General features: G+C 59.6%; 18 protein-coding genes. 4 read left to right on the top strand and 14 right to left on the bottom strand.

The genetic code is table 11. From position 1 onward, the window contains the following. Positions 1–66: 66 nt before the first annotated feature. Positions 67–1,014 carry a LysR family transcriptional regulator gene (locus tag N018_RS20005; RefSeq protein WP_024673752.1) on the bottom strand — a complete coding sequence of 316 codons (948 nt, stop codon included), beginning with the start codon at positions 1,012–1,014 and terminating at the stop codon, positions 67–69. A 184-nt stretch (positions 1,015–1,198) separates the two neighbouring features. Here N018_RS20005 and N018_RS20000 point away from each other — a divergent pair, with 184 nt between their 5' ends. Genes N018_RS20000 through N018_RS19985 form a run of 4 tightly spaced genes read left to right on the top strand, consistent with a single transcriptional unit; the run spans position 1,199 to position 5,918 of the window. Further along, entirely contained in the window at positions 1,199–2,659 is a 1,461-nt protein-coding gene (locus N018_RS20000; RefSeq protein WP_025390564.1) for an efflux transporter outer membrane subunit, read from the top strand. Continuing rightward, entirely contained in the window at positions 2,659–4,845 is a 2,187-nt protein-coding gene (locus N018_RS19995; RefSeq protein WP_038401890.1) for an FUSC family protein, read from the top strand. The genes N018_RS20000 and N018_RS19995 overlap by 1 nt, the downstream gene beginning before the upstream one ends. Next, positions 4,835–5,035: a DUF1656 domain-containing protein gene (locus N018_RS19990; protein ID WP_024645664.1), complete on the top strand. Its 201-nt coding sequence runs from the start codon at positions 4,835–4,837 to the stop codon at positions 5,033–5,035. Before N018_RS19995 ends, N018_RS19990 begins: the two co-directional genes overlap by 11 nt. A gap of 22 nt (positions 5,036–5,057) precedes the next feature. After that, positions 5,058–5,918, top strand: coding sequence for an efflux RND transporter periplasmic adaptor subunit (locus tag N018_RS19985; protein WP_025390562.1), 861 nt, complete (start codon positions 5,058–5,060; stop codon positions 5,916–5,918). 177 nt (positions 5,919–6,095) lie between these two features. Here the strand turns inward: N018_RS19985 and N018_RS19980 are convergent, their stop codons facing one another. The 13 genes from N018_RS19980 to alg8 form a co-directional block, all read right to left on the bottom strand. Then, positions 6,096–6,914: an SDR family oxidoreductase gene (locus N018_RS19980; RefSeq protein WP_024645662.1), complete on the bottom strand. Its 819-nt coding sequence runs from the start codon at positions 6,912–6,914 to the stop codon at positions 6,096–6,098. A 17-nt stretch (positions 6,915–6,931) separates the two neighbouring features. Continuing rightward, on the bottom strand, positions 6,932–7,396 hold the full coding sequence (locus tag N018_RS19975) for a hypothetical protein (RefSeq protein ID WP_024673745.1): 465 nt from the start codon (positions 7,394–7,396) through the stop codon (positions 6,932–6,934). A 156-nt stretch (positions 7,397–7,552) separates the two neighbouring features. Beyond that, positions 7,553–9,004 (bottom strand): mannose-1-phosphate guanylyltransferase/mannose-6-phosphate isomerase, encoded by a 1,452-nt coding sequence (locus tag N018_RS19970; RefSeq protein ID WP_024645660.1) that lies wholly within the window; start codon positions 9,002–9,004, stop codon positions 7,553–7,555. 119 nt (positions 9,005–9,123) lie between these two features. Next, entirely contained in the window at positions 9,124–9,792 is a 669-nt protein-coding gene (locus N018_RS19965) for an alginate O-acetyltransferase AlgF (RefSeq protein WP_025390561.1), read from the bottom strand. A 12-nt stretch (positions 9,793–9,804) separates the two neighbouring features. Next, positions 9,805–10,980 (bottom strand): alginate O-acetyltransferase, encoded by a 1,176-nt coding sequence (locus N018_RS19960; protein ID WP_025390560.1) that lies wholly within the window; start codon positions 10,978–10,980, stop codon positions 9,805–9,807. Positions 10,981–10,990: 10 nt separating this feature from the next. Beyond that, the gene (locus N018_RS19955) at positions 10,991–12,547 is read right to left on the bottom strand and encodes an MBOAT family O-acyltransferase (protein WP_024645657.1); all 1,557 of its coding nucleotides are present in this window, start codon (positions 12,545–12,547) and stop codon (positions 10,991–10,993) included. Positions 12,548–12,725: 178 nt separating this feature from the next. Continuing rightward, positions 12,726–13,871: a mannuronate-specific alginate lyase gene (locus tag N018_RS19950; protein ID WP_025390559.1), complete on the bottom strand. Its 1,146-nt coding sequence runs from the start codon at positions 13,869–13,871 to the stop codon at positions 12,726–12,728. An 8-nt stretch (positions 13,872–13,879) separates the two neighbouring features. Beyond that, entirely contained in the window at positions 13,880–15,319 is a 1,440-nt protein-coding gene (locus tag N018_RS19945) for an alginate O-acetyltransferase AlgX-related protein (RefSeq protein WP_025390558.1), read from the bottom strand. A gap of 14 nt (positions 15,320–15,333) precedes the next feature. Next, complete coding sequence (gene algG, locus N018_RS19940; protein WP_024645654.1) at positions 15,334–16,941, bottom strand: mannuronan 5-epimerase AlgG; 1,608 nt, start codon at positions 16,939–16,941, stop codon at positions 15,334–15,336. A 26-nt stretch (positions 16,942–16,967) separates the two neighbouring features. Continuing rightward, positions 16,968–18,449 (bottom strand): alginate export family protein, encoded by a 1,482-nt coding sequence (locus N018_RS19935; RefSeq protein WP_025390557.1) that lies wholly within the window; start codon positions 18,447–18,449, stop codon positions 16,968–16,970. Next, positions 18,446–19,858: an alginate biosynthesis TPR repeat lipoprotein AlgK gene (gene algK, locus N018_RS19930; protein WP_024645652.1), complete on the bottom strand. Its 1,413-nt coding sequence runs from the start codon at positions 19,856–19,858 to the stop codon at positions 18,446–18,448. The genes N018_RS19935 and algK overlap by 4 nt, the downstream gene beginning before the upstream one ends. Positions 19,859–19,860: 2 nt before the next feature. Next, on the bottom strand, positions 19,861–21,033 hold the full coding sequence (locus tag N018_RS19925) for an alginate biosynthesis protein Alg44 (RefSeq protein WP_024645651.1): 1,173 nt from the start codon (positions 21,031–21,033) through the stop codon (positions 19,861–19,863). 40 nt (positions 21,034–21,073) lie between these two features. Continuing rightward, on the bottom strand, positions 21,074–22,555 hold the full coding sequence (gene alg8, locus N018_RS19920) for a mannuronan synthase (RefSeq protein WP_024645650.1): 1,482 nt from the start codon (positions 22,553–22,555) through the stop codon (positions 21,074–21,076). Between the last annotated feature and the right edge of the window lie 12 nt (positions 22,556–22,567).

Raw genomic sequence — 22,567 nt, 5'->3', positions numbered from 1 at the left:
TTGAATGAGTAGCACGCTAACATTCCTGCCCGCCCTTTGGCAGCCGCTTTTTGCAGTTGTACGATGTCAGGAAGAGGCCTTGAGTGCCTGCACGTGCAGATCGGCTTCGTCGGCCGCGAGGATTTCCGGCAGTGAGCCACGCAGGTATTCGACCCAGGTTCTGATCTTTGCATCCAGATACTGACGCGACGGGTAGATGGCGTACAGGTTCAGCTCCTGCGAGCGGTAATCGGACAGCACACGTACCAGGGTGCCGTTGCGCAGACCGTCGATGGCCGAATAGATCGGCAGAATGCCGATGCCCATGCCGCTGGAGATAGCCGTTTTCATCGCGTCCGCCGAATTGACCAGCAAGGGCGAGCTGTTGATGGTGACCATTTCCTGACCATCCGGGCCGTCGAACAGCCACTTTTCCAGCGGGAACACCGGGCTCACCAAACGCAGGCATGCATGGTTCAGCAGGTCGGCGGGTTTGTGTGCCATGCCGAACGTCCTGACGTACTCGGGTGAGGCGCAAACGATGCTATAGGTGATGCCCAGGCGTTGTGACACAAAGCCCGAGTCTGCCAGTTCGCTGGCCAGCACGATCGACACGTCAAAGCCTTCTTCGAGCAAGTCCGGGACGCGGTGCGTCATGGTCAGGTCGAATGCGACGTCAGGGTGATTGCGGCGATAGCGGGCAATGGCATCGATCACGTAGTGCTGGCCGACACCCGGCATCGAATGCACCTTGAGTTGCCCGGCCGGGCGCGCGTGGGCGTCGCTGGCTTCGGCCTCGGCTTCTTCCACCGAGGCGAGAATCTGCTCGCAGCGCAGTAAATAGCGTTTGCCTGCCTCAGTGAGCGCGATGCGCCGGGTGGTACGGTTGAGCAGGCGGGTCTGCAGGTGCGCCTCGAGGTTGGAGACAGCGCGCGAGACGTTGGCCGTGGTGGTGTCGAGCACGGCAGCGGCAGCGGTGAAGCTGCCCGCTTGCGCCACACAGCTGAAGGCACGCATGTTTTGCAGGGTGTCCATGAGTACTTCTCTGAGATGATGGCAAATTGTGACATGAAGTAACGGGCACATGTCAGCCAGACCAAAGCATTATCGCCGTTTCGGTAACAAAGATTCACACAACGCCCCGCTTATCGCCGTGCAACGCGCCGCCTAGAATCGCCGCCATCGCCTGTGTATCACCTCCGTTCGGGAACTCGCCGCTGTGCCGCGTCGCATCATCAGAGGGCTCAAGCCCCTCGGTATTCTGGCTTTGACGCTGGTCATCAGCGGTTGTATCGGAACCCATGGCATCCAACCGAACGGCAGCCTGTTGCCCGCTGACAGCCTGGCAACCGATCAGGCCATCCAGAGCGCTGCGCACGATGCCCGTTGGCCGAAAGCGCAGTGGTGGCATGCTTATGGTGACGCGCAACTGGATCGCTGGATCGAACTTACAACGCTGGGTAGCCCGAGCCTGGCCATCGCTGTGGCACGGGTGCGACAAGCGAAAGCGATGGCGGGCATTGCCGAGTCCAACGAATCGCTGCAGATCCAGAGCAGCGCCAGTCTGCAACGCCATGACTGGCCGAACGATCAGTTTTATGGGCCAGGCGCACTGGCCGATACTCGCACCTGGGACAACAATGCGTCGCTGGGGCTGAGTTACTCGTTGGATCTATGGGGCCGCGAGCGTAATGCCAGCGAGCAGGCGCTCGACCTTGCACACGTGAGCGCTGCCGAGTTGCGTCAGGCACAACTCGAATTACAGGAAAATATCGTCCGCGCCTACATTCAACTGGCCCTGAATTATGCCCGCCTGGACATCGCCGAGGCGGCGCTGGACCAGCAGCAACAGATACTTGAGCTGGCACAACGTCGCCTGCAAGGCGGCATCGGTACGCATTTCGATGTCAGCCAGGCCGAGACCCCCTTGCCCGAAGCTCATCGACAGATCGATGCGCTGGAGGAGGCCATCGCGCTGAGTCGCAATCAACTGGCGGCGCTGGCCGGCAAGGGACCGGGGCAGGGCGCTGACTTGCAGCGGCCTGCCTTGTCGTTGCACAGCGAATTGAAACTGCCTTCGGCACTGCCTGCCGAGCTGCTTGGTCAGAGGCCTGATGTGGTGGCTGCTCGCTGGCAGGTCGAGGCGCAGGCGCGCGGTATCGACGTGGCCCGTGCAGGCTTCTATCCGGACATCGATCTGGTCGGCAGCCTGAGCTACATGGCCACGGGCGGTGGCATGCTGGAATTTCTGAGCGGCAGCAAGCTGGGTTACAAAGTGGGTCCGGCCATCAGCCTGCCGATCTTCGACGGTGGACGATTACGTGCGCAACTGGGGCAGGCGTCGGCCGGTTATGACCTGGCGGTGGCGCATTACAACCAGACGCTGCTAATGGCGCTGCGGAGCATTTCCGATCAGTTGATCCGTCGCGCATCAATGGACAAGCAGCAGGTGTTCGCCGCCCGGTCGGTGGCGTCGGCGCAGAAAACCTATGACATCGCCCTGATTGCCTGGCAACGCGGCCTGACGAATTACCTGAACGTACTCAATGCCCGGACGCAGCTCTTCCATCAACAGCAAATCCAGCAGCAGGTCGAGGCGGCACGATTGAATGCCTATGCCGGGTTGGTAGTGGCGTTGGGTGGAGGGTTGTCGGCAGGCAGCGACCTCGGATCATGGTGATGACCAACAGCCTGCAACGTCTCTCAGCCTTGCCCTGGCGGCGCGAGTTCAACAGTTGGGCGCGCAGTGACGGGGTGACGTGGATCTACATCTTCAAGGTGTTGACCGCCGCTTTTCTGACTTACTGGCTGGCCCTGCGCCTGGAGTTGCCACAGCCGCGCACGGCGCTGATCACGGTCTTCATCGTGATGCAGCCGCAGAGCGGGCAGGTGTTTGCCAAGAGTTTTTATCGACTGCTGGGCACATTGGCCGGATCGGCGCTGATGGTGGTGCTGATGGCGCTGTTTGCGCAAGACCCGGTGCCTTTCCTCGGCTGTCTGGCGCTGTGGGTCGGAATCTGCTCGGCAGGCGCGGCGCGTTATCGCAACTTTCGTGCTTACGGGTTTGTGCTCGCCGGTTACACCGCCGCGATGGTCGGCCTGCCAGCACTGGCTCATCCGCAAGGTGCGTTCATGGCCGCCGTGTGGCGCGTGCTGGAAATCACGCTGGGCATTCTCTGCTCAACGGCCGTCAGTGCTGCGATTCTGCCGCAGAGCTCCAGCGCCGCCATGCGCAACGCGCTGTACCTGCGCTTCGGGGTATTCGCTCGCTTCGTGGCCGAAGGCCTGCGCGGCGATATTTCACGCGCGGCGTTTGAAACCGGCAACGTACGTTTTGTTGCAGAGGCCATCGGCCTTGAGGGTATGCGCAGCGTCACGGTCTTCGAAGACCCGCACATGCGGCGCCGCAACGGCCGGCTCAATCGCCTGAACAGCGAGTTCATGGCCGTCACCACGCGCTTCAATGCGCTGCACCAATTGCTCGAACGACTTCGTAAACAGCACGCGGAGACCGTGTTGACGCATATCGATCCCGGCCTGGAAACCCTGGCCGACCTGCTCGACGCGTTTGCTGATCGCGCCCTGACCAACGACGACGCCGCCGTGTTGGTCAGTCGACTGGAGACCTGCAAGGCGCAGTTGCCAGACCGGGTCAGACGCTTGCGCAGCGCGCTTGAAAATACCTCGCCGAGCGAAGCTGAGCGGTTGGACTTTCACACCGCGTTCGAGCTGTTGTACCGGCTGATCAGTGAGCTGCTCGATTACGCCCGGACTCACGCATCACTGGCTGATCACACCCATGTGCGAGAGCAGTGGAAAGAATCGTTCGTATCGCGGACTCATTGGTTGACCGCGCTGGCGTCGGGTGTTCGCGCAACCAGTGTGGTCGGGCTGATGAGTGCCTGGTGGGTGCTGACTGCCTGGCCCAGCGGCGCCAGCATGATTCTGGCGTCGGCCGCCACGGTTGCGCTGTCATCGACCACCCACAACCCCAGACGCATGTCCTTTCAGATGGCCTGCGGCACGTTGTTCGGGGCGCTGCTCGGCTTTATCGAAACCTTCTTTCTGTTCCCGCATATCGACGGCTTTGCGCTGTTGTGCATGCTGCTCGCTCCGATCTTCATGTTCGGCGCGTTTCTCGGCTCGCGCCCGCAATGGACGGGATACGGCCTGGGGCTGTTGATCTTTTTCAGCCTTGGATCGGTGCCGGACAACCTGACGGTCTACAACCCTTACACCTTCATCAACGATTACATCGCGATGATCATCGGCATGCTGATCTGTGCGGCGGCGGGCGCGATCATTCTGCCGCCCAACAGCCGCTGGATGTGGCAGCAGTTGGAGCAGGCGCTGCGCAATCAGGTGGTGTTCGCGATCAGTGCGCCGCTGCATCGCCTCGGTTCCAGCTTCGAAAGCCAGACCCGCGACCTGATGCACCAGGCCTACGGCCTGGCCGTCAGCAAGCCACTGGTGCAACGCGCGCTGCTGAGCTGGATGTTCGTGGTACTGGAAATCGGCCACGCGATTATCGAACTGCGCCGCGAGCAGTCTGTGCTACCGATCCATCCCGCTTACGCTGAATACCAGCCCTGGCGTATCACGTTGAGGATCATGGGCCGAGCGTTGGTCCGACTGTTCATCCAGCCCGATACCGTCAACCTGCAACGTTGCCTGTTGGCCGTCGATCAGGCGATCCAGCGGGTGCAGGAAGCCGATGAACCGTTTGCCTCGCACTTCGACACTTCAGTACTGCGGCGGGTGAAAAGCTACCTGCACTTCATCCGCACCTCGCTGCTGGACCCGCAGTCACCGCTGGCTGCCTACGGCCTTGAGCACGCATTTTCAGGATCAGCGCATGCCGCGTGAAATAGCCTTCCACGGTCTATACATGCCGACCCTGACCTTGATGTTTCTTATAGCTGCGGCCCTGGCCTGGGCGCTGGATCGGCTGCTGGCCGATTTCGACCTGTATCGGCATTTCTGGCACCCGGCGTTGCTGCGCCTGAGCCTGTTCGTCTGCATCTTCGGCGCTCTGGCGCTGCCCCTTTACCGTTGACATCTGTTCGAGAATCATCTGGATGAAAAAGTTTTTCAGTCTGATCGCCACCTTGCTGATGCTGGCCCTTGCGCTGTGGATCGGCCGGGCGCTGTGGGTCGATTACATGGACACGCCATGGACCCGCGACGGCCGGGTGCGCGCAGACATCATCAATGTGGCCGCCGATGTGTCGGGCACGGTGGTGGAGGTGCCAGTGCGCGACAATCAGTGGGTCAAACGCGGCGATTTGCTGATGCAGATCGACCCCGAGCATTACCGGATTGCCGTCAGGCAGGCGCAGGCGCTGCTGGCGTCGCGCAAGGCCACCTGGGAGATGCGCAAGCTCAACGCCAAGCGCCGCGCCGACATGGATGAATTAGTGATCTCGGCAGAAAATCGTGAAGACGCGAGCAACGTCGCCACCTCGGCGCTGGCGGATTATCAACTGGCGCAAGCGCAACTGGAGGCGGCGGAGCTGAACCTGGCACGTACTCGTGTGTTGGCCGCGGTGGACGGTTACGTCACCAATCTGAACGTGCATCGCGGAGACTATGCGCGCATCGGCGAAGCAAAAATGGCAGTGGTCGACATGAACTCGTTCTGGGTCTACGGCTTCTTCGAGGAAACCAAACTGCCGCACCTCAAGGTGGGTGATCCGGCCGACCTGCAACTGATGAGCGGCGAAGTGCTAAAGGGCCACGTCGAGAGCATCGCCCGAGGCATCTACGACCGCGACAACCCGCAAAGCCGCGAACTGATCGCCGACGTGAACCCGACCTTCAACTGGGTACGCCTGGCCCAGCGTGTTCCGGTGCGCATTCACCTGGATCAGGTGCCAGAGGGCGTGTTGCTGGCCGCAGGGATGACCTGCACCGTGATCGTCAGGCCGGTCGAGGGCTGATCATCAAGGACGCATAGCGTCCAGAACGGCGTGGCCCGAGAGTTACAGAAATCTCGCTCCTCACGCTGCAGCGCTCAGCGTTATACGTAAGCCCGATGCCAGTGCCATCGCGATAAAAAAGCGCTTTTATGCGCAGTCGCTAAGGGCGAGGCATGACGCTCTGCGTCACGCCAACCACTACAAATCAGTATCCAGACCAAAGCGCTTTCTCAAGCCTTTATCCAGCAATCCCTTGGGCAACAGCCACGCCAGCAGCGGCAGGATGCGCGAGCCGTTGCCTATGCGCAGCAGGCGTGGTGGCTTGGCCTGTTGCACGGCCTTGAGCAGTTCTCGGGCCAGAGCGGTGGCGGGTGTCGGGTTGTCCAGCGAGGCTCTGGCCCGCGCACGGATACCTTCGCGGATCGGCCACCAGGGCGACTGTTCGCTGATTGACTGTTCGGCTTCGTGGCTGGCGTTTTTCGCGAAGCTGGATGCAATTGCGCCCGGTTGCACTTCCATCACCTGCACGCCAAACGGTGCCAGCTCCAGACGCAGGGCATCACTCAGGGCATGAACAGCTGCCTTGGACGCGCAATAAGCGCCCGCGAACGGGGTGACCAAAACGCCCGACACGCTACCAATGTTCACCACCAGCCCTTTGTTGCGCCGCAGTGCCGGAAACAGGGCCCGAGTCACACCGACAATCGAGAAGACGTTGGTTTCAAACTGCCGCTGCAACGCCTCCACGCCACCGTCCAGCAGCGGGCCCATTGCGCCGTAACCTGCGTTGTTGATCAACACATCCAGGCCGCTGTGTTCCAGCCTGACAGCCAGTTGCGCCAGGGCCACGCCATCGTTGACGTCCAGTCGCACGGCAATAAAACCGGCAGCGCCGAGTGCCGCGACATCTTCCGCCTTGCGAGCGGTAGCCCAGACTTCATACCCAGCGGCCTTGAATGCATCGGCCAGGGCACGGCCTATTCCGCTGGAGCAGCCGGTTATAAGAGCAATAGGCATATTGACGATCCTTGTGGTCAGTCCGAGAAACTGCCTTGCAGATGTTCTGCGCGAAACTCCAGGGTTTGCGGGCGATAACCGTTACGCAGCGCAGGTAATGGCACACAATCCTGCCACGCCGCCTTTGCCTGAAGCTGGCCGGGGCCGCGATAGCGTGCGGAGGTGTAGGTGTTGTCCACCAGATTCACGGTATCACCCGGCGCGTAGGCCGCGATTCGCCAGTGCAGCTCCAGCAGCGCCGCCTGATTGTCGTTGGTGATCGAAACGCGCAGCGGCCGGTCTGCCGGGCAGCCTTGCGGGTCGTAACCAAGCTGGATGTCCAGACGTTCCAGCTGGCGCGTTTCCCGACTGTCCTGCCAGATCACAATCGCCGCCACGATCCCCAGCCCCGCAGCCGCTGCGAGCGACACCGGCAAGGCCTTGGCCGGATAGCGCAGCAACAGGATCAGCCAGGTCAGAATTAACAAAATGCCGATAAACATGCAGCGGGTCTCCAGCCGGGGGCAGTGCTGGACATCCTACAGAACCGGGAAGGAATAAGTCGCGCAAATGAAAAGCCCCCAGCAACCCTCTGCGTATAAAAATACGCAAAGGGTTGCTGAGGGCTGCTTCACTTGCAGCTTGCAGCTAAAACCCTATCAACGAGCGATAGTCTGCGTCTTCACGCCAGCTTCCAGCGCATTCGAACGACCGTAGATATCTTCGAAACGCTCGATATCGTCTTCGCCCAGGTAGCTACCCGATTGCACTTCGATGATTTCCAACGGGATCTTGCCCGGGTTTTTCAGGCGATGCACCGAGGCGATCGGGATGTAGGTGGACTGGTTCTCGGTGAGCAGGAACACGTTTTCGTCGCAGGTCACCTGCGCAGTCCCGGATACCACGATCCAGTGCTCGGCACGGTGGTGGTGCATTTGCAGCGACAGGCAGGCGCCCGGTTTGACCGAGATGCGCTTGACCTGGAAGCGGCCGCCCATGTCGACCGAATCGTAAGAACCCCACGGACGGTACACTTCGAGGTGGTTCTGCGTTTCGCTGCGGCCACGCTCGTTCAGGGTGGCGACCATCTGCTTGACGCCCTGAACCTTGTCTTTGTGGGCGATCATCATGGCGTCTTTGGTTTCGACAACGACGATGTTGTCCAGACCGATGACCGACACCAGTTTGCCGTTGCCGTGGATCATGCAGTTGCGGCTGTCCTGAATGACGACATCGCCTTTGGTGACATTGCCGTTGGCATCTTTAGCGTTGACTTCCCACAGCGACGACCAGCAGCCGACATCGCTCCAGCCAGCCGACAGCGGCACAACGCAGGCGCGCTGGGTTTTTTCCATGACCGCGTAGTCGATGGAGTTGTCCGGGCAGCAGGCGAATGTGGAGGCGTCGATTTCAAGGGCGTCGCCGTCCTGAACGCTGCGCTCGAGGGTCAGCAGGCAGGTGTCGTAGATGTCCGGATCGTGCTTTTTCAGTTCTTCCAGGAAGCGGCTGGCGCGGAACAGGAACATGCCGCTGTTCCAGTAGTAGCCACCGGCTTCGACGAATTCCTTGGCGCGTTTTTCGTCAGGCTTCTCGACGAATTGCGACACGCGGCTCACGCCTTCCGGCAGCAGGGCGTCGGCGGTTGACTTGATGTAGCCATAGCCGGTTTCCGGCTTGTTGGCAGGCACACCGAACAGCACCATTTCGCCACGTTCTGCAGCGACAGTGGCCAGAGCCAGCGCGCGTTGCAGGGCTTTCTGATCTTCGATGACGTGGTCGGCAGGCAGCACCAGCATCAGGCCATCGTTGCCTTCGTTGACCAGCTTCATGGCGGTCAGGGCAACGGCTGGCGCGGTGTTGCGACCAAACGGTTCCATCAGAATGGCCTGGGTTTCCAGGTTCAGTGCAGCGAGTTGCTCGTTGACGATGAAACGGTGGTCCTTGTTGCAGACCACGATAGGCTCCTGCATGCCTTCGAACAGCAGACGCTCCAGGGTTTGCTGGAACAGCGTGTGCTCGCCGGTCAGTGCCAGGAACTGTTTAGGGAATTGTTTACGCGAAAGCGGCCAGAGTCGTGAACCACTACCGCCTGACAAGATAACTGGAATCATTTTGTTTCTCCAAAAGCATTCAATTAGGGCCGTACGAGGTGTCTGTCGTTTCAGTCTTGTTCTTGTTCCGCGTGGGCCGGTTCAACGCTGATGCCCTGAACCGGCCGACATAATCCGTATTAGCGGGTTGCGACCGGTGGCTTGACCCACACTGGCGAGAGGCTGCTGCCACTGCCGGTGATGTAGAGCACGGCGGCTTCGCCACGCTCCAGCGCCACGGGTTTCACATCGGTGACTTTCTTGTCGCCGTCGTACAGCGCCAGGCTGACCTTGACCGGGTTGATTTCACGCTCGCCGGTGCCTTTGGCCGCTACAGCCTTGACCACATCGGTCTTGCCGTCAGCGGTTTTCAGAGTCAGGGACTTGTCGCTCAGGTTCTGAACGCGAACCAGGGATTTCTGCTTGTTTTTGAACGGTGGTTCTTCAACCAGTTGTGGCTTGCCGCTGGCGTTGTTGACCAGGGTGTAATAGTGATCACCGGCCAGTTTCACCGGCAGGCTCTGGCTGCCCAGCTTGGCGGTGTAGTCGCCCTGTGGCATGAAGCTGAACGCGGTGCTGCCCAGTGGCGCCACTTCGTTGAGGTTGGTGTTGCCGACGCTGGCGCTGATTTCTGCGCTGCTGGCGTTGTAGACACGCACGAACGTCGAGCCTTTCGGGGCAGCCGGGCCGTACAGGGCGGAGTCACCGGCGAACGCTTGCAGGGACATCAGGCCCAGACCGGCGGCCATTGCGCAGGTTTTGAAAAGGCGTTTTGCGGCCGAACGGTTAGCAGTAGTGGTAAAAGTCATGAGTCAGTCCTCTCAGTTTTGCGCCCGGTTGGGCGACTCGGATTGTTTGGCGTTGAGCGCCACGTTTTCTTGGGTGTCACGCGATTTCTTCAGCTCGGCGATCCACTTGGGATCAAACTCGCCAAGGTCGTTGTGTGCCGGCAGATAACGCTCCGGGAATTCCCAGATCACCACTTGCGGCGGATTGTTCTTGAACGCGTCGGTCTGCAAGTACTTGAGCATCGGCAGAATCGGGCCATGGCCGTCTTCGGCGTAATTGACGACGTCACTGCGCAGTGCCTGTTTCAAGGCGCCGACGAAGTTCCAGTTAGGGTTGGCGCTGTAGCTGGTGCCCACCAGACCCACCGGGATTTCGCTGTCGGCGAACAGGGCGTCATCGCCTGCGGCTGCGCCTTCTACCGGATCAGTGCTGCGTTTTTGCAAATCGTCCGGCTTGGGCAGCAAGTTGCTGAACAGCGGATCGAGTGGCAGGAATGTAGTCAGGTCACCTTTGTACGGTTCAGTTCCCTTGGCTTGTGTGACGAACTGCTCAGGTTCGCCTTGCAGCGGGGTCTTCTGGGCAATCGCTGCGCTCAGTTGCTGCGCGGCGACTTCGGCACCCATCGGGGTCCAGTGCGTGTCGGTACGCAGGAACACCTGGCCCTGTTGCTTGGCGGCTTGCAGCGGCGCCAGCAGGTCCGGGGCGAAGATACCGGCCTTGGCTACCTGCTCGTGGAACTGCTGATACAGATCGACGTGCAGGCTGGCTGGCTTGGTGTCACCGACATGTTCAGGGTACAGACGGGTTTTTGCTGGAACGATGGCCAGAACCAGCTTGCTGCCCTGTTTTTCCAGTGCGTCGCGAACACCCTGAATCAGTGCCAGGTTGTCGGCTTCGTTCTGTTCGCCATTGGCGACGGCATCGAACTCTTCGTCGGTGTACAACCACTGGTCCTTGCCCAGTACCACGCCGGGACGGCCTTCGTTGAAGAGTTTGAAATCCAGCGCCGCCCAGAGGTTGGTGCCCAGACGTTTGATCGGGAACTCGTCGTCGTAATGAGTTTCCGCTGCCTTGGTCCACTTGCCGTTGAGCACAGTGGTTTCTGCCGACGTCGAGAAGGTGCTGAAACTGCGCAGCGACCAGATCCCGAGGGCCACCAGAATGCCCAGAAAGATGGCTATATAGAGGATTCGTAATGAACGTGTCATGTCAGGCCCCTCAGAACTGGAAGTAAAGGAACGGCGAGAAGCTTTGCGCCGAGAGTTTGAGAATCGAAGCCACGAACAACAGCAGAATCAGTGCGCGCATGGCGTAGCGTGGCCAGTCGGCTTCCCAATAGGCCGGTTGCACCTGGGCTTCGCTGCCCACGGTGTAGCCAGGCATGTGCAGGCTGCCGGGCGCGTCGCCAGGAACCGCCTTGATGGTCCCCGGTTGAGCCGTTGCAGGACCGTCAGCCTTGGCGCTCTTGCCAGTGTCTTTTTCACGGTTCTGGTAGAAGTCACGCAGACCGAAGAACGCCAGCGTCAGATAAGCCACCACCAGCGTTGCGACTTGCAGACCGGTCAGGCTGGCGCGGTTGAGTTCGGACAATTGCCATTCGCCGAAGCTGAACATGGCACCGTACATACGACCGGCAACGTGCAGGTTCTCGGAACGGAAGATGACCCAGCCTATGACTACCAGCAGGAACGTCAGTGCCCAGCGAATCACATTGAAGCTGTAAGGTTTGGTATTGATGCCGACCGCTTTTTCGATCGCCAGCCACATGCCGTGCCAGGCACCCCAGATGATGTAGGTGACGTTGGCACCGTGCCACAGGCCGCCCAGCAGCATGGTCAGGAACAGGTTGCGATAGGTCGCGAACTTGCCGCCACGGTTGCCGCCCAGAGTGATGTACAGGTAATCACGCAGCCAGGTGGACAGGCTTATGTGCCAGCGACGCCAGAACTCGGTGATCGACTGGCTGATGTACGGCTGTTTGAAGTTTTCCATGAAGCGGAAACCCATCATCAAGCCCAGGCCGATGGCCATGTCGCTGTAACCGGAAAAATCGAAGTACAGCTGCGCGGTGTAGGCCAGCGCGCCGAGCCAGGCATCGCCCGTGGTCGGATTCTGCAGCGCGAAGCAATGATCGGCGACCACTGCCAGGGTGTCGGCAATGAACACTTTCTTGATGAAGCCCTGCATGAATCGCGTGGCGCCTTCAGAGAACTTGTCCAGTGTGTGTGTGCGGTTGTTGAACTGGTCCGCCAGATCGCGGAAGCGCAGTACCGGGCCTGCAATCAGGTGCGGGAAGATCGCAACAAAGGCTGCAAAGTCGATCAGGTTGCGGGTAGCTGGCGTGTCGCCGCGATACACGTCGATGATGTAGCTGATGGACTCGAAGACATAGAACGAGATACCGATCGGCAACAGCACATGCGTCAGGATGAACGGTTCCAGACCCATGGAGGTCATGGCGGCGTTGATGCTGTCCACGCCAAAGTTGGCGTACTTGAAGTAGCCCAGGATGCACAGGTCCACGATCACGCCAAGCAGCAACCATTTCTGCGCCGGTTTGGTCCGTACACCGGCCGCGCCGACCCTGAGGCCGATCCAGTAGTTCCAGACCGTCACGCCGATGAACAAGGCCAGGAAGTCGACACGCCACCAGGCGTAGAAGATATAGCTGGCAATCAGCAGCAGCAGATTGCGATAGCGTTGCCCGCTCAGGTAGTACAAGCCGAGGAATATCGGCATGAACAGGAACAGGAACACGTTGGATGAGAAAACCATCCTTATCTCTCCGTTGGTCCAACATTCAAGGGCTCAAAGCCCCCCCAAACCCCCCATTGAAAAAGGGGGTAAATCACTTCACAGCGTGTTCGCGAAGCGGGTCAGGCGAGATCCTGTTTTATGGATGCATCGCCTGGACCTGCGTCTTCGCGGACAAGTCCGCTCCTACAACGGCGCATCACTCACTGACGTTATCGCCCTTGTCGCCTTTGCCGCCTTTTTCATGGCTCGGGTCGTAGACCTTGGTCAGGTCGCCGCCCAGGCGGAAGGTCTTGAATGGCTGCTTTTCGTGTTTCTCTTCCAGCACATCCGGGCCGCAGTTGTAGAGCGAGCAGTACGGTTCGAGCCAGGCGAATTTCGGATCTTTCTTCAGGTCCGTCATGTCCTGTTTTTCACCGTTATGTTCTGCAAACGATGCAGGGTCTTTGACGCCGGCCAGAACACGGTCACCCAGACGTTTCAAGGCACCGTTGTTTTCCTGACGCAGATCCACACCGTTGGCCTGGGCAAAGCTGGCGATCATGGCCAGCGGCGGCAGGGCGTAGTTGTGATACGACAGCGCACGTTGGCGACGCTTCATCTCGTTGGGCAGGAAACCGTCCTTGTCCACCTGATTGGCGGCGACCTTGAATTCCTTGACGGCCCAATCGAACAGGTCCTGGCGGTTGGTTACGACGGCAGTTGCCATCACCGACCAGGCAGCCCAGTAAGAGTGGTTGTTGATTTTTTCCAGCGGCAGATTGCTCCAGTCGCTGACCACCTGATCGGCCAGCTTGCTGAACCAGGCTTCAATGATCTGTGCGTCCTGCTGACGATTGGCCAGCGGACGCGATTCGGAGAATTTCAGGCGCAGGTAGGCGGACGACATGCTGCCCAGTGCCCATTTGCGCATGGACTTGCCGGTGTGGTTGAACTCGCGGGACTCCAGCGCATCGGCTTTGGCCCAAGTGGTCATCATGTTCAGCGCGCAGTCGAGCTGTTCCGGACGACCGTCGCGCATGTACTGCATCACGATTTTGCTGACGCCACGCTCAAGGTCGGTGATGTCCTTGGTCGCGTCGCGAAACGCTTCTTCGGATACCGCATTGAGGGTTGCACGGGCCTTGTCCGAACCTTCGTATTTACTGCGGAAAACCAGCTTGTCGGTGTACGGCTTGGGAATGGCTTCACAGGTAAAGTTGTGATCGCCAGTCTTCATCTTCTCGATGGGAGCGTCGTAACCCTTGGGTGGAACCAGCGCGGCGGACGCGCCTGCAGCCCAGGCCATCGATGACAGGATTGCCATCGACAGCAGGGTAGGGCGGATCAGTTTAGGAGTCTGCATTATTCACCTCATAGTCCGGCTTGAGCGTTGTGTTTCGCGACGCCCGGGAACACGTTGCGTTTGCATACTTTGGCTTCGACTTTCTGTGGAGCCGTGCCTGCTTCCGGTCCCTGGATTTCCAGTGCCAGCAATTGCTGGTTGGCCCAGTCCTCGTCTTCGCGCAATTCGAACGAAAAACGTCCATCTGTATCGGAGGTTTCAGGTTTCTCGATTTTCAGATCCTCGTGGCGACCGTTCATGTACCAGAGTCTGGCCTGAAGGGTTTTCACCGACGTGTCGTCAAATTTGATATCAATCTGATTGCTGCCGTTGCGGATGTCCTTGATACCGTTCTTGCCGTTGACCAGTACTTCGTTGGTGCCCGGCTTGAGGGTCGTGCTGGCGCTCATGACCGCCGGCTTGCCTTCGCAGCCGTTGTCCAGCAGAGACATCATCTGGCGATAGATGGTTTCCTGGTCCAGGCGATACAGCGGCGAGAATTCCCAGATGAGAATCTTCGGTGGACGCTTCTGGAAGTCTTCGCTGCCCAGGTACTGCAACATCGCACCTTCCAGACCGCCGCCAGGGAACGCTACGTTCAGCACGTCGGCGCTGAGGTCTTCCTGAAGGAAGCCGCCGAAGTTGTAGTTTTTGCCACTGTGGCTGGTGCCGACCAGGGTGATTTCCGGGTTTCCGGAGTCACCGAACAGATCACCGTCGCCCGCCTCACCCTTGGGTTCGGTACTGAACTGGTCCATGTACTGCACGGCATAGCTGGTGGCGCACAATTGGCCTGCCATGTTGTGCAAGGTGCCGTTCTTGCCCATGCGTCCGCTAATGTGGCTTTCGAACTCACGCTTCGGAATACCGGAATAGGACGGGATCTTTTTCACGGTTTCGGCGACGATCTTCGCGGTGCGTTGAGCGCCATACGGTGTCCAGTGCTGGTCACCGCGGAAGTAGAAGTCATGCGCCTGTTGCTCATTGGTCAACGGCGACAGGTCAGGGACCCAATAACCGAGTTTGCTGAAGCGCCCGAGCATGGCCTGATAGTTTTTCAGTGCCTTGTCGTAGTCGAACTTCTCGCGATCAGCCGGGAACAGTTTGTTGCGATCCACCAGGCCACGGGTCGGCTGATAGACGACCACCAGCTCGACGCCTTTGCTTTTGAACGCATCGTGCAGTTCTTTCAGGCGACGGTAGCCTGCGGGCGTGGTATCGAACTCGGTGCGCAGGTCTTCCTGAGTACGGACCAGCCAGTCACCCTGCGCCTGGATCAGCGTGGTGAAGTTCTGCTGATAACGCGAAACATAGTTCTTTGCATCATGCGCGGCCGGGCACAGGCTGCAGCATGGCTCGGCCTTGAAGGTTGGTGCTGGCGAGTCGTCTGCGCGAGCTACACCGGCGGCGGCCATCAACGCGGCGGTGAGGCTGGACAGACTCAACAGCTTGATCAAATGTGCGTGCATAGCAATACCCTTCCTCATTCCTGCAGCTCGGTCTGGCTTTCGACCGGGTCGATCAATACGGCTTTCTTCTGGCGTACCAACAGGTCGAGGATTTCGTCCTGGCGATCACCGAGGACACCGTTGAGGCTTATGCCCACTTCTTTGGTCGGCATGAGCATCGAGACGCGATACAGCTCGACGCTCAATGGTGAGTCGATGGACAGGGGTCCAGAGCCGTTGCCGGCCAGTTCGCCACCCACCACGATCAGCGATACCTGAGCGTCGAACGGGTCGAGATCGATGTCGCGGTCGGTTTCGCTCAGGTCCTTGATGTGGCCGTAGACGCCCATCAAACCGTTGGCGGTGGCGACGTTTTCGTAGAGCTTGATGTTCACACTGTTACGCACGCGGATACCGTGGCGGCGGTTGGCAATGACGCGATTGCCCCACAGCAGGTTGTTGCCGCTTTCGTACAGGGTGATGCCGTCGGTGTGGTTCTGATAAATCTCGTTGTAAGCGACGATGTTGCCGACGCTGTTACGGTCCAGAACCACGCCGGACAATTTGTTGTTGTGGCTCTTGTTGCGGAAGATGAAGCTGTTGTCCACTTCCCGGGAAATAATGATCCCGTGCTTCTTCTTGGTTCCGTACACGTCGTTCTCGGCGATGATCAGACCGTGTGAACGGTCATGCGGGTCAATGCCGTAAACGATGTTGTCGCGGTAAGTGTTGCCCTTGACCACGAAGTCACGGGTTTCATAGCAGTAGAAGCCGTACCACATGTCCGAGAATTCAGAATCGATGATCCAACCGGTGGGCTCGGGACGCTTGAGAACCTTCGCGGTGTTCGGCGTGTACTGGGAAATACTGATGCCGTACGACTTGCTCTGGTTGTAGCCCATGCTTGCCATTTTGCTGTTGGCGATCCAGGTTTCCGAGCCGCCCCAGGTCAGCAGAAACGGACGAAACTCGTCGGGCTTGCGATAAGTCGCAAAGCCGTTGCGAGCCTCGCTCCAGGCGTTGACCTGAGTGTGGGTGATCAGCATCTTGCCTTCGCTGACGATGAATGAGCCCTTCTCCTGAGACAGGCGCAATTCCTTGGTTTTGCTGTCGATCTCGAAGATCCCGGTCTCTTTGACCAGGATCGGCAGGCGCGCTACGTAGACACCCGGCGACACCTCATCGAGAAACTGCTTCGGAACCTTTTTCGCCAGATCCTGCAGGCTCACGTAGCCGTCGGAAATCATGATGGCCTGAGGGATGCCCCGCTGACGGTTGACCCACTCGGCCATCTTGTTATCGCCGCCGATGAATTCCTTGAGGCCGGTTTCTTCCATCATTCGCGAAACGGTGACCTTGCCCGGCTTGTTGCGCACAATCTTTTTCAGGGCGGCCTCGGCGGTGTAGCCCTTGAGGTCGGGCAGTACCGGCTTGGCTATTTCCAGCGGCGCGGTGGGCGGGCTGGTGATGGTGTAAGTCTTGGCCTGCTGCAGGCCCTTGACCAGTTTCGGGGTCTCGGGGACGACAGGCGCATTGGCCAGCGCAGCACTGCTGGCCATCAGCAGGGCGCCGGTCAGCACTGCGCTTTCGAGCAGGGCATGTGACCAGTTGCGACTGCGCCGGTTGCTAGCTTGACTGTTCATCTCTCGCACTCCTATGGCGTTTTGCATCAGAAGCGCCAGATGACGTCGACAACAGCGCGGTGCATGTAGCTGTCCACGTTGCTCTGGTAAGCGTCGCCAGGCTTGAAGACACCTGCGCGCAAGCGCACCAGTGCCGACGGTTCATCAAACGACTGGCTGAGCGAAGCGGGAAGCAGGCCTTGCTTGAAGTACTTGGTCACGACCAAGTCCATTTCCTGACCCAGGTCCTTGCTGCCGTCTTCCAGTGGCAGCGAGCTGAACGTACCGTCGCGGTTGTCATTGACCGCGTTGATGCCCGAGCCGCCGATACCGGTGTTGCCGTCTACACGACGGAACTTGTGGTAGATCAGCGATGCGTCGTATTCCTCGTTCATCTGCCAGGAGGCGAACAGCGAGCCGGTTTCCACGTTGGCCATTTCGCCCTGGAAGGCTTCGCCGAAACGGTGGATGCGCGAACGCGTGCCGGTCCAGTTGGAACGGTTACTTTCGAGGCCGTTCTGGACGTAATCCCTGCTGGCGCGCGAGTAGGCCGCACCGACTTGCCACTGCGGATCAAGACGCAGGCGCAGGCCCAGGTCGGTGGCCCAGCCGTTCATGTCACGGCTGTTCTTTTCACCGGCGATAAACTGGTCGTTGGGGGCAGAAGTCACGCCGATTTCGTCGCGCGTGCCGTTCAGCCAGGTCAGGCTGCCCCAGTAGTTGAGTTGATTGGCGTTGCTGCGATAGTTGTAAGCATCGCTGTCGGCCTGCAAGCCCACCCAGGTCAGATCGCCGTTGGAAGTCTTGTCCAGATCGTCGAGCACCTGGCCTTGCGACTTGAGCTTGCCATCGTCAGCACTGTGATGCGCACGAATGCCTGCCCAATGGCCCGGTGTCCACTGATAGCTGACCGAGCCGAACAGGTGCTTGCGGTCTTCGTCGTCAGGTGCCAATTCGGTCAAGTCGGTACGGTATTCGCTGAAACGCTGGGCAGCACCCAGTTCAGCACGCAGCAGCGTAGTGTCGAAGGACCAGTTGATGGCTTCGATGTTGGTATCGTGCCATTGGCCGTCGTCATTGCGCAGGCGCTGGCGACCGACTTTCAGGATCTCGCCGGGGTAGGGCGTGAAGCCGCTGTAGCCGATCCAGAATTCACGCAGCCCGGCGTAGGTTTTGTCGGTTTCACGCTCGCTGGCAGTACCGCGTGAGGTCTGGGTGCCGCTGCCGTCAGCGTTGCTCTGCTCCAGCGGGTCGGTCTGAATGATGTCGGTGGCGGTGACCACCTGGCCCATGGCGTAGGCGCTCCAGTCACCACGCTCGCCGTAAACCCAGGGACGCAGGTCCAGGCCCACACCGTTGACGTCGCCGCCCGAACGGGTGCCCAGATCGCGATCATCCTCGGCCTGTGCCGTGGCTTTGATTTCGATGCCGAAATTCTGTTGTTCGGTCAGCGCTGCCAGCGTCGGGCAGGCCCACAACAGGGTGAAGCCAAGGCCCATGCCGGCGGCCATCAGGGGATTCAACTTCATAGTGCTTCCTCACCGTCTTTTTCTTCTTGCAGGGCCTGCGTTGCCATCACGTTCTGAGTGGCGGTAGCGCCCCGGACTTTTTGCTCGCGTGCCAACAGGTCTTTGGCGGTGGCAAGCTTTTCAGGCGGCAGTTGGGTGTTGAGGGCCTCGGCAAGCTCGGTGGCTTGCGGGGTCTGACTGGTCAACGCCAATTGGGCGAATACCCAGGCATTGACCGGATCAGGCTTGGTGCCCTTGCCCTGCGAGAACAACTGCGCGAGGGCGAAATCGGCGCTGTTCTGGCCACCACGGGCGGCGGTCAGCAGCTCGTCCACAGCTTTCTGTGGATAGACCTGACCCAGATAACCGCGACGGTAGATCTGACCAAGGTAGTAATGGGCAGAGATTTCCGTTGCCGTGGCTTTCTTCAGGTGTTCCTCGGCCTTGAAGGCGTCGGGCGTGACCCATTTGCCTTCGTAATACAGGCGGCCCAGCAGCAGCTCGGCGCGTGGCTGGTCAGCTGCGCGGCCATTGTTCAGGTATTCCATCATCTTGTTGACGTCGCCCAGTTCGGGGAAGTCGTAAAGCAGTTTGGCCAGCGTGACCCAGGAAATCGGGTAGCCCGGCGCAACGCTTTCCAGCAATTGCTGAGCGGTTTTTTCGTCCGGCGTACCAATGGTGGAGTCGCCCAGTACGCGCGCTACGCTGTCGACTCGCTGAGCATTGACGCGCCCGGCAGCATGTTCGCTCTTGAGCTTCTCGATCAGTGCCGCCTGTTGCTCGGCCTGGCCGCGCGTCTGGTAGACCGTGGCCAGTTCGACGTAGCAAATGTCAGTTGCCGACAGCGCCTGTTTGCAGATGCTTTCGACTTCATCCAGATGCTGCGCGTAGGTGCCTTGAGTGCGGTATAGCAGCACCTGAGCCAGACCGGCCTCCGGATAACCTGCTGCGCGCCACTCGCTGATCTTCTGCTGCGCATTCACTTCCGGGAAGGTGTGCGGGTATTGCAGATACAGCATGGCCAGCGGGATCAGCGTGCCGGATTCACCGTTGGCGAAGGCTTTTTTCAGCAGGCCTTCGGCTTCGCGGTGTTCGGCTTCGGTAGCGTCGGGCTTGGCCGCCAGCAGGCGACCCAGGCGAGACTGCGCACGAGGCGAAGTCTCTGCCGCGGCACGATAAGTGGCCTCGGCCTGCTTGAGCAGGGCCGGGTCGCGGGTGCTCACCTGAATGTCGGCGAGGCCGACCTGTGCATCGCTGTAGCCCAGGTCCGCCAGCTGCCGATAGTTTTGCTCCGCCAGCGCAGTGTCACCATTTTTCAGGGCTTCATTGGCAAGGCGTTGATCAGGCAGGCCGGCACAGCCGCTCAGGCCGAGCGCGACAGCGAGGCTCAATAGCGTGGGGGTCGACAGGCGTCGTAGTGGGCTGCTCATGGTTACAGACCCGCAGCCATGGCTTTGTCGAGCAGCCAGTTCATGGACGGACCGCGATCGCTGACTACTTCAACAGGGCGACCTGCCAGCGAGCTGCTCAGGGTTTCGTCAGGCTGGATCTGCACGCGGATGTCGGTGGACAGATCGGTATTGCTCAGGTTGGTGCTGCTAATGATCTTGCCGGTGCGCAACTGGTCTTCGCCTGCGATCTGGAAGCTGACACGCGTGCCTGGCTTGACGTCGTTGAACTGGCGATAGGTGAAGCGCGCTTCAACAGTAGCCGGTGCATTGCGCGGTACCAGTTGGAAGATCACCTGACCCTTGGACGCGAACTGACCGTCGGCAACCAACTGACGACCGACAACGCAGTCGCACGGGCTGGTGAGCGTGCCGCTCATTTGCTTGCCATACAGTTCTTCGATCTTGGCAGGCTGCAGGTCTTCACCGGTCAGGCTGCCTTTGAGCATTTCCAGCATGCTGGTGTTGAAGGTTGCCAGTGGCGCGCCTTTGGTGGCTTCGCCGTTCGGGCCGACCAGGCTCTGCACGGTGCCTTCGCGTGGCATGGTGACGTCCATGCTCGGAATCGACACCAGACCCGCCGATGCGTGGCTGACGAAGTACAGACCGTAGACGGTCTTGAAGATGAAACCGAAAGCCGCCAGGCCGACAATGAAGATGCCGAGGCTGAAGGTCACTGCGCGCAGACGACCCAGGGCCGACATGCCGCTGTCCTTGCCTTTGACCTTGCGTGCTTTGGTGAAGTTATCGCGCTGCAGCGTAGCCAGTACTTCGCCCAGGGTCACGACTTCGCCGGACAGGTGCGAGGTGATCAAGTGACGCAGGGTCGCAATGTCCTGAGGTTCCAGGTTCTGGAACTGGCAGCCGATACGGTTGCTGGCGTTGTCGATCGAACGGACCTGCAGATCGACGTCCATGGCCAGGCCGAGGTTGTCGATGATGAACTGCAGGCGTCCTTTGACGATTTGACCTTCGCTGAATTTCTGTCCTGACGGAGCAACAAAGCTCAGACCGCCGGCCGACAGGTCTTCGACACGTACCAGTGGCGCGTTTGGCTGATCATTCAGCAGGCGCAGTTTGGCAGGGATCTTGATCCGGGCGTGTTGGCGCTGGGCTTCGGATTCATGTACGACGTTCGCATTCACGGCTGTATTCATGGCTATTTTTCCTACTTAAGCAATTAATCCGTTGGTCCGGTCAAACCATCGTCAACAGCACGGCGACGAAGATGGTGCCAGCCGAGAAAGTCATGGTTCGCGACGACCACGTGTTGAACCAGCCTTGAAAGCTGGCCATGTCGCGGCTGAGTTTGGTGTCCTGGCGTGTCCAGGACTGGCGGTCCAGGCGGAAGAAGACGTAAATCTTCATCAGGGCGCCGACGATCTGGTTGTAATAGAGAATGATCGGGTAGGCAGGCCCGATCCTGTGTCCCGAGAGGGACAGCAGCAGGGTGAGGATCAGGCGAGTCATGCCGATCCACAGCAAGTACATCAGCAGAAACGCGCCGCCATACTTGAAGCTGGCGATGAGGGCGACGGTCAGGCCGAGGATGGAGGTCCACATCGACACTCGCTGGTCGAACAACACGATGCTGGTGAAAATCCCCAGACGACGAACGCCCAGGCCCAGTGCGCGTGAGTTCTGACGCAGGTTGTTGCCGTACCAGCGATACATCAGTTTGCGGCTGGCTTTCAGGAAGCTCTTCTCGGGCGGATGCTCCACGGTGTTGATCGCCGCGTCCGGCACGTAGAACGTGTCGTAACCCAGGCGCATCAGGCTGAACCAGCTGGACTTGTCGTCGCCGGTCAGAAACCTGAACGTGCCCAGGCGCCAGTGGTTGAGCGAATCGCTTTCCACGTCGGCGATGAACTCGGGATCGGTGACCACGGTGGCGCGGAACACTGACATTCGACCGGTCATGGTCAACACGCGCTTGGACAGCGCCATGGAACACATGTTGATGTGACGCTGGGCGAAACGCAGCTTGTGCCACTCGCTCATGATGTAGCCGCCACGCACTTCGCAGAACTCGTTGGTGGTCAGACCGCCAACGTTGTCGAACAGCTGGAACCACGGCACGGTCTTGGCGACCACACCTTCGTTGAGCACCGTGTCACCGTCGATGACCGCAACCACTGCGCGGCTGTCGGGCAAGTGACGCGAGATGGCGCGGAAGCCATAGGCCAGGCCATCGCGCTTGCCGGTACCCGGAATACGCACGAAGTCGAGCTTGACGCGTTCTGGCGGGTTGAACTTCGCCCACATGCTCTTGACCAGCAGCTCATCTGACATTTCCACCAGCGAGCAGACGATGGTGGTCGGCAGGCCGCAATCAATCGCCTCTCGGATGACCGAGTTGTAGACCTGCGCTGTGGTCAGTGCGTCGATACGGAAGCTGGTGACCATCAGAAACACATGGGACGGATCTGCAGCGCTGCCCAGCTTGCGAACCTTGCGGCGCAAGTGCGGGTAAACGATGTACAGGAAAATCATCCCGCGCACGAAGTGCGTGATTCCCATTGAGTAGCGCCAGATACCGACGGCACCAATCAGGAAAATAAAGTTCTTCGACTGCGAGTCGAAGATACTTGTAGGCAATGCAGTAGCAATGCCCATCAATAAACTCAGATAGAACAGCCAACCGGCGGCCTGAAGCAGGCCGTGCTTGAGCCTCTGCATAATCGTATCCCT

The sequence above is a fragment of the Pseudomonas syringae CC1557 genome, assembly GCF_000452705.1.
GTDB lineage: Bacteria > Pseudomonadota > Gammaproteobacteria > Pseudomonadales > Pseudomonadaceae > Aquipseudomonas > Aquipseudomonas syringae_F.
The sequence above is the reverse complement of the archived record's forward strand: the minus strand, read 5'-3'. Positions and strand labels throughout refer to the sequence as shown.

What these genes read in the sequence shown, in the direction of transcription:
- N018_RS19985 (WP_025390562.1), top strand. Translation starts at nt 5,058, where the DNA reads ATGAAAAAGTTTTTCAGTCTGATCGCCACCTTGCTGATGCTGGCCCTT.
- N018_RS19955 (WP_024645657.1), bottom strand. Translation starts at nt 12,547, where the DNA reads ATGGTTTTCTCATCCAACGTGTTCCTGTTCCTGTTCATGCCGATATTC.
- N018_RS19980 (WP_024645662.1), bottom strand. Translation starts at nt 6,914, where the DNA reads ATGCCTATTGCTCTTATAACCGGCTGCTCCAGCGGAATAGGCCGTGCC.
- N018_RS19970 (WP_024645660.1), bottom strand. Translation starts at nt 9,004, where the DNA reads ATGATTCCAGTTATCTTGTCAGGCGGTAGTGGTTCACGACTCTGGCCG.
- N018_RS19990 (WP_024645664.1), top strand. Translation starts at nt 4,835, where the DNA reads ATGCCGCGTGAAATAGCCTTCCACGGTCTATACATGCCGACCCTGACC.
- N018_RS19965 (WP_025390561.1), bottom strand. Translation starts at nt 9,792, where the DNA reads ATGACTTTTACCACTACTGCTAACCGTTCGGCCGCAAAACGCCTTTTC.
- alg8 (WP_024645650.1), bottom strand. Translation starts at nt 22,555, where the DNA reads ATGCAGAGGCTCAAGCACGGCCTGCTTCAGGCCGCCGGTTGGCTGTTC.
- N018_RS19935 (WP_025390557.1), bottom strand. Translation starts at nt 18,449, where the DNA reads ATGAAGTTGAATCCCCTGATGGCCGCCGGCATGGGCCTTGGCTTCACC.
- algG (WP_024645654.1), bottom strand. Translation starts at nt 16,941, where the DNA reads ATGAACAGTCAAGCTAGCAACCGGCGCAGTCGCAACTGGTCACATGCC.
- N018_RS19950 (WP_025390559.1), bottom strand. Translation starts at nt 13,871, where the DNA reads ATGCAGACTCCTAAACTGATCCGCCCTACCCTGCTGTCGATGGCAATC.
- N018_RS19975 (WP_024673745.1), bottom strand. Translation starts at nt 7,396, where the DNA reads ATGTTTATCGGCATTTTGTTAATTCTGACCTGGCTGATCCTGTTGCTG.
- N018_RS20005 (WP_024673752.1), bottom strand. Translation starts at nt 1,014, where the DNA reads ATGGACACCCTGCAAAACATGCGTGCCTTCAGCTGTGTGGCGCAAGCG.
- algK (WP_024645652.1), bottom strand. Translation starts at nt 19,858, where the DNA reads ATGAGCAGCCCACTACGACGCCTGTCGACCCCCACGCTATTGAGCCTC.
- N018_RS19995 (WP_038401890.1), top strand. Translation starts at nt 2,659, where the DNA reads ATGACCAACAGCCTGCAACGTCTCTCAGCCTTGCCCTGGCGGCGCGAG.
- N018_RS19945 (WP_025390558.1), bottom strand. Translation starts at nt 15,319, where the DNA reads ATGCACGCACATTTGATCAAGCTGTTGAGTCTGTCCAGCCTCACCGCC.
- N018_RS19960 (WP_025390560.1), bottom strand. Translation starts at nt 10,980, where the DNA reads ATGACACGTTCATTACGAATCCTCTATATAGCCATCTTTCTGGGCATT.
- N018_RS19925 (WP_024645651.1), bottom strand. Translation starts at nt 21,033, where the DNA reads ATGAATACAGCCGTGAATGCGAACGTCGTACATGAATCCGAAGCCCAG.